The organism is Vibrio genomosp. F10 str. 9ZD137 (assembly GCF_049974785.1).
Classification (GTDB): Bacteria; Pseudomonadota; Gammaproteobacteria; order Enterobacterales; family Vibrionaceae; genus Vibrio.
The window spans coordinates 1-6,352 of sequence record NZ_JBNGCJ010000390.1 but is presented as its reverse complement, the minus strand read 5'-3'; the positions used below and the strand labels follow the sequence as shown (position 1 = coordinate 6,352).

Annotated in this window: 7 protein-coding genes; 6 read left to right on the top strand and 1 reads right to left on the bottom strand. The window is 44.2% G+C overall.

The genetic code is table 11. The features are described from left to right. Together ACP45E_RS08770 and ACP45E_RS08765 are read left to right on the top strand one after the other, a co-directional pair. Positions 1–217 (top strand): hypothetical protein (locus ACP45E_RS08770; protein WP_141707264.1); only part of this gene is annotated, 217 nt, incomplete at its 5' end. A 171-nt stretch (positions 218–388) separates the two neighbouring features. Beyond that, positions 389–937: an NAD(P)H nitroreductase gene (locus ACP45E_RS08765; protein ID WP_017035222.1), complete on the top strand. Its 549-nt coding sequence runs from the start codon at positions 389–391 to the stop codon at positions 935–937. Between the two features lie 133 nt (positions 938–1,070). On the opposite strand, the gene ACP45E_RS08760 is transcribed toward ACP45E_RS08765, so the two are convergent. Next, positions 1,071–1,949 carry a LysR family transcriptional regulator gene (locus tag ACP45E_RS08760; RefSeq protein WP_017035223.1) on the bottom strand — a complete coding sequence of 293 codons (879 nt, stop codon included), beginning with the start codon at positions 1,947–1,949 and terminating at the stop codon, positions 1,071–1,073. Positions 1,950–2,197: 248 nt separating this feature from the next. Between ACP45E_RS08760 and ACP45E_RS08755 the strand changes: the two genes are divergently transcribed. The 4 genes from ACP45E_RS08755 to dnaX all read left to right on the top strand — a co-directional run. Beyond that, complete coding sequence (locus tag ACP45E_RS08755; RefSeq protein WP_017035224.1) at positions 2,198–3,301, top strand: response regulator; 1,104 nt, start codon at positions 2,198–2,200, stop codon at positions 3,299–3,301. Between the two features lie 416 nt (positions 3,302–3,717). After that, positions 3,718–4,125: a YbaN family protein gene (locus ACP45E_RS08750; RefSeq protein ID WP_017038086.1), complete on the top strand. Its 408-nt coding sequence runs from the start codon at positions 3,718–3,720 to the stop codon at positions 4,123–4,125. A 141-nt stretch (positions 4,126–4,266) separates the two neighbouring features. Then, entirely contained in the window at positions 4,267–4,812 is a 546-nt protein-coding gene (apt, locus tag ACP45E_RS08745) for an adenine phosphoribosyltransferase (protein WP_017035227.1), read from the top strand. Between the two features lie 21 nt (positions 4,813–4,833). Next, positions 4,834–6,352: DNA polymerase III subunit gamma/tau (dnaX, locus tag ACP45E_RS08740; protein ID WP_069584904.1), on the top strand; the 1,519-nt coding region annotated here is incomplete at its 3' end.

Here is a 6,352-nt window from a genome sequence, read left to right as displayed (position 1 = left end):
CGGTATCGGCTTTCCGCCATTCCTTGGTGGCCCGTTCCGTTACATCGATAAACTGGGCGTTAAGACGGTAGTGGAAATGCTTAACCAACATGCGGAAAGATACGGGAATCGTTTTGCGCCATGTGATGGGTTATTGACCCGAGCAGAAATCGGTGAATCCTTCTACTCTGACGCTAAAAAATCACAAGACGAACCGCAAGGCGATAACGCCGAGTAGTCTCGAACGGGGTAGCGGTGTTAGGCCGTGACCCTCTATATCCCTCGTTATATCAGGGCTTTGCTATAAAAAAGGCGAACATTTAGTGTTCGCCTTTTTCATTATTGAGAGCTATTATCAATAACGTATTAGCGTAACTTATCTAAAATGATGAAAATAGAAGGACGTAAAATGGATGCTCTTGATTTATTGCTCAATCGTCGCTCGATAGCAAAGTTGTCAGCGCCGGCTCCTGAAGGGGTAGCATTAGAGAATATTATTAAGGCTGGATTACGAGCGCCAGATCACGCCGCGTTGACCCCTTGGCATTTTGTGATTGCACAAGGTACGGGGTTAAACAAACTTGCTGCGATATTAGAACAGTCGGCAATTAATGCGGGTAGAGAGGAAGCGGTGGTAGAGAAAGCCAAGAAGGCGCCTTTTCGAGCACCGATGGTGATCACCGTGATTGCGAAAATTACACCTCATGAAAAAGTCCCCGCGGTAGAGCAAGTGATCTCGGCAGGATGTGCGGCTCATGCCATGCAAATGGCAGCAGTAGCGCAAGGCTTTCAAGGCTTCTGGCGTTCAGGGAAATGGATGTTCGACGCTGAGGTGAGAAAAGCGTTAGGTGCTAGCGAACAAGATGAAATTGTTGGCTTTTTGTATCTTGGAACACCGGGCTGCACACCAATGAAAGTGCCAGAAAGAGAGTTGTCGAAATTCGTATCGTTCTTGTAATTCGGCTAAGCCACGTATGCATGAACGAAAAAGCGAGAGCCATGAACTCTCGCTTTTTTATTACCTATGCATTACCTATGTATTTCCTAATTTCTGATTTTTATTCTTTGGTGCGTTTCTATCGCTCATCGCTTTATTTTGGTAGCGAGTACTCGATAACAAAATCAATAAATAGGCGTACTTTTTCAGGCTGATGCGCTTTGTGGTTATAAAGCATATAGATATCTCTAGGGTTGGCACTCCAATCACTGAGAACCCTGACCAACTCACCATTCTCAATATATTCTTTTAGCATCACATCGGGCATAAGCGTGATGCCTAAACCGTCAGAGCAGGCCGTTCTGACAATATTGAGAGTACTGGCACTAAAACGGCCTTTTTCATTATTAACTACCGTTTCACCAGAGAGGTTAGACAACTGCCAACGAATAAGCGGATGACCCTTTAATAATGCATGATCACTGAGCTCTTCCGCATGTTTTGGTTCTGGTACCGACGCCAAGTATTCAGGGCTAGCCACCAATATATCTTTGACTTCGCTAATTTTCCGCGCGATGAGGCTAGAGTCTCGTTGTGGCCCGACTCGAAAGATCACGTCCCACTCGGTTGGATCTAGCTCATCGGCATGGTTGCTCATCGCCAACTCGATATTGATGTCTGGGTATCGTTTCATGAATGCGTTTAACATCGGCATCATCAAACGCTTTGTTAGGTTAGAAGGCGCAGAAAGCTTTATCTTACCAGCCGCCCCTCGGCACTCATCGGACAGTTCTTCGGTCATCGAGGTGAGTCGCTGTAATAACGGCCCACACTCATTGAAGAAACGTTCACCTGCTTCGGTTAAGGAAAGTTTACGCGCATGGCGGTTCAGCAATCGAAGATTTAGGGATTCTTCCAAGGCTTGAATACGTCTAGTAATGGTTGCCACCGGAACTAGGGTTTTTCGAGAAGTTGCAGTGTAGCTCCCATTCTCGACAACAAGTCTAAAGAGATTTAGGTCGTCTATTTTCATTCTTACCGGTACGAATTTTACATGTCGTTACAATCTATACATTTATTAGTTGCTAAAATATGAGGCGCGTCAATAAGTCGTGATAAATGTGCCTATGTGTACATATAGTATGCAACTGAGCTAAAAAACGGAATATTTGTATAAATTAACTTTCGCGGCTATTTTTAAGAGTAAGTTTTATAGCTAACAAAAATAATAATAATAGTAATAGAAACGTTAGTGAGTTTGGATAGATGAGGTTAAATCTTATGTACAAAAGTCACAGTTCGGCTGCGGTGCATTCGGCATACTCGGCACCAGATAACAAGTTAATTTTGCTCGTTGATGACGACCCTGTGTTTCGTCGTATCGCGGGTGGGTATTTAGAGAGTCAAGGTTATGGTGTTGTAGAAGCTGAAAATGGCTTAGAAGCACTGAAAAAACTCAGATCGGATGAACCCGATCTCGTTATTAGCGATTTATCCATGCCGGTCTTAAATGGCATTGAGTTCGCAGAAGAAGTGAGCTTGGAGTATCCATCGTTACCTCTGATTGTGGTTTCCGCAACGGACGACATGGCGGATGTCGCTAAAGCGCTTAAATTTGGCATCAAAGACTTTTTGCCAAAACCCATGACCAACTTTGAGCATTTGGGCAGCGCCATTGAAAGCACTATCGAAGACAGCAGTGATCACTTGTCTGATATGCGTGACTTTGCGACCCAGTGGTTTCAGGTGGACGATGGCGGCGAAGTGCCAGAAGATCAGGAGCTGCACTGGCATTTAGAATACTTGCAAGAAAACCCAAGTGCAGCAAGAGACCTTCTTCATGCACTACTGCCAGAAAAAGACACATCACAAGGTGTCTGGAAGTGTAACTATCGGTTACTCCAATCGACAGACAGCATGCCATTAGTATTTGACTATGCGTGGTTGATGGATGGTCAATTTGTTTTCTATCTAGTTGATGCGTCGTCAAGTGAAACCCATGGTGCGGCAACGACGTTACTGGTAAGAGCGCTGTTTCATGATTATTTGAGAAATATTAAGAGTGGTCATGTTGACTTAAAAGATCTTGGGACGATTATTGAAAGAGGAATCAGTTGCTCAACCTGTGCTAACCCTGTGAATGCCATATTTGGTATTGCCGACCTAGCAGAAGGTTCGGTCACGATACTGCCCGCAGGTTTAGATGCACAGTGGTCCAATGGGTACACTTCTCAGCACATCGCTGGTGGCGTGATGTTGGGCGATAACTGCAATAAAAACTTTATGACCTCTGATCTTGCCATCAACAGTGCGTGCCAACTTTCTTTAAGTAAATTAGGTATCAGCAGCTTTGCCCTAGATATTTATCAAGGAGCAAATGCATAAGGCCCGAACAATACTTCAAGTCGAAAGAAGTGAAGTATTGTTCAAGAAAAACAATTCAAAGTGGTTAAAACACCAACAAAAACCCTAGTTTTTGTTGGTGTTTATCTCTTTTGTGATCAGTTATAGTTCGCGAACAACAAAAAACGCTCATTTATTTAGCAAAATTTCAACTTTGCGATGACCTAGAGCGACAAAGATAACCTTCACACTAGAGTAGTAAAATCATGGCAGACAATGACTTTCAAGAACCTTATAATATCTTCTACTTCCTCGGATTTATCGCCGTCTTATCCATTCCCTTGCTTCCAATGATCTTGACTTGGATTCGCGTGTTTAATGGTTACGCGGTGTTTTAGGGTTTCTTAGCGCCGTTTTTCTAAAGCGCCGTTATTTTCCATAGCATATCTATTTAGTTATTGTTGGAGTTCACCATCAATATTCGTCGTATCTTCCTCAATATTGTTGGTGGCTTGAGTTTATTTTTAGGCCTATTAGGCGTTTTACTTCCTCTTCTTCCGACCACTCCATTTATATTACTTGCCAGTGCCTGCTTTATGCGCAGCAGCCCCCGTTTTCATCAATGGCTACACAGCCATCCAACTCTAGGCCCAATACTGACCCATTGGCACCAACATCGTGGTGTCACATTGAAAGTCAAACAAAGAGGAGCGGTAATGATAGTGCTTAGCTTTTCGTTCTCTATTTGGGTCATTCCGCACGTTTGGTTAAATGCCGCGCTGTTGATATTCATGTTTGTCCTGTTAGCGTGGTTTATCCGTTTACCTGTGATAGAGTCGGTTGCTGATAATAAAGAAACCCACTAAAATTACATTGGCCTACTCATGAAGTGGGCATTTTGTTTTTTATCGCAACAGGTTGTGCTATTTGTTGCACTGTAATCAATGCTGATATGCCCAAATGAACGTACTTTTGGGTGAATTTGCCAATCGAAAGAAAGTTGAATTATGACGACCGAAACAATTTCACTGATCAAATCTAGTATCAAAAGTATTCCTGACTACCCAAAGAAAGGCATCTTATTTCGTGACGTAACCAGCCTAATGGAAGATGCACAAGCTTATCGTGCAACGATTCAGCTGTTGGTCGAAAAATATAAAGATATGGGATTCACCAAAATTGTAGGTACGGAAGCTCGTGGCTTTCTATTCGGTGCTCCTCTTGCTCTAGAGCTGGGTGTTGCGTTTGTTCCTGTGCGGAAACCAGGCAAGCTTCCTCGTGCAACCATCAGTCAATCTTACGAGCTAGAATACGGCACTGATACACTGGAAATTCACACTGACGCGATTTCTGATGGCGACAAAGTTCTGATGGTGGATGACCTACTTGCGACTGGCGGTACCATTGAAGCGACAACGATATTGATTCGTCGTTTAGGCGGTATTGTTGAACACGCTGCGTTCGTTATCAACCTACCGGAAATTGGTGGAGAGAAACGTTTAGCGGCATTGAATCTTGATGTTTATAGCATTTGCGAATTTGAAGGCCATTAATCTGGTTATTTGGAAGAATTGATGAGTTATCTTGCTTTAGCACGAAAGTGGCGACCGACTAAATTTAATGAAGTCGTAGGCCAGGCACATGTTTTAACAGCGTTAGAAAACGCGTTAACACAAAACCGTTTGCACCATGCCTATTTGCTGAGTGGCACTCGTGGCGTCGGTAAGACATCCATAGGGCGTTTGTTCGCTAAAGGGCTCAATTGCGAGACGGGCATTACAGCCACACCATGTGGTGAGTGCGATACGTGTAAAGAGATTGATGAAGGTCGATTCGTTGATTTACTAGAAATTGATGCCGCCTCACGTACTAAAGTGGAAGATACTCGTGATCTTCTTGATAACGTTCAATATAAACCCGCACGTGGACGCTTTAAGATTTATCTTATCGATGAAGTTCATATGCTTTCTCGTCACAGCTTTAACGCCTTACTCAAAACTCTTGAAGAGCCTCCTGAGTATGTGAAGTTTATATTGGCGACGACCGATCCTCAAAAGCTCCCAGTCACCATTTTATCACGCTGTTTACAGTTTCATCTGAAACCGATCAGTGTCGATACTATCCATCAGCAATTGGACCATATTCTAGCCCAAGAGAGTGTATCCTCTGAGCCAAGAGCACTCGGCATGATTTCCCATGCAGCGGATGGCAGTATGCGTGATGCGTTGAGTTTAACGGATCAAGCCATTGCGTTAGGTAATGGTCATGTAGAATCAACACTTGTTGCGCACATGCTGGGTACATTAGACACTGACCAAGCGATTCATCTGCTAGAAGCGATCAGCCATAAGCAACCTAAGATGGCGATGGACTGCATTGAAAAGTTGGCTGAAAATGGCGTCGAGTGGGATGGTTTGTTACAACAACTCGCAGCGCAGCTTCATCGGATGGCCATGTATCAAGCGTTACCAGCCACGCTTGATAAAGAGCAACCAGACGCAGAAAAAGTCGAGCTACTTTCGCAAGCTCTGAGCCCACAAGATATTCAACTGTATTACCAAATTGTTTTAAAAGGTCGCAGCGATCTTGCTCAAGCGCCGAGTGCTCGTATGGGCTTAGAAATGATTGTTTTACGCATGTTAGCGTTTCGTCCCGCGACAGTGACGGGTGCAAGCCGTATTTCAACCCAGTTGAGTGATGCACCTGTTGCCGCCCCAAATCAGCCTCAGCATTCGGCTGCAATAGATAGATCTAGCGCGCAGGCGGCTAGTTCAGCTGTGCATACAGCATCTATGCATGAAGCGACTATGCATGAAGCGACGATGAATTCAGCATCCACAACGACTGCACCGGTTATGACGAATCAACCGATTCAGCAATCCGCTGTTGAGAGTGGCATAAATAATAGTGGCCTAAATAATAGTGGCGTAAATAATAGTGGCGTGGTTGGTAGTGAATTAACACCGCCATCGTATGATCAATATGACCGCCCCTCTCATGGCTATATGCCAGAGGAAGAGGCGCCTTATGTACCTCAAGAACAGAGGGTTCATTCTAGAACTCAGCAAATGAATTCAGAGCAACCTCAAGCTG

Bases quoted from the DNA above. Each gene is read 5' to 3' on its own strand.
- ACP45E_RS08765 (WP_017035222.1), top strand. From the start codon at position 389: ATGGATGCTCTTGATTTATTGCTCAATCGTCGCTCGATAGCAAAGTTG.
- ACP45E_RS08760 (WP_017035223.1), bottom strand. From the start codon at position 1,949: ATGAAAATAGACGACCTAAATCTCTTTAGACTTGTTGTCGAGAATGGG.
- ACP45E_RS08755 (WP_017035224.1), top strand. From the start codon at position 2,198: ATGTACAAAAGTCACAGTTCGGCTGCGGTGCATTCGGCATACTCGGCA.
- apt (WP_017035227.1), top strand. From the start codon at position 4,267: ATGACGACCGAAACAATTTCACTGATCAAATCTAGTATCAAAAGTATT.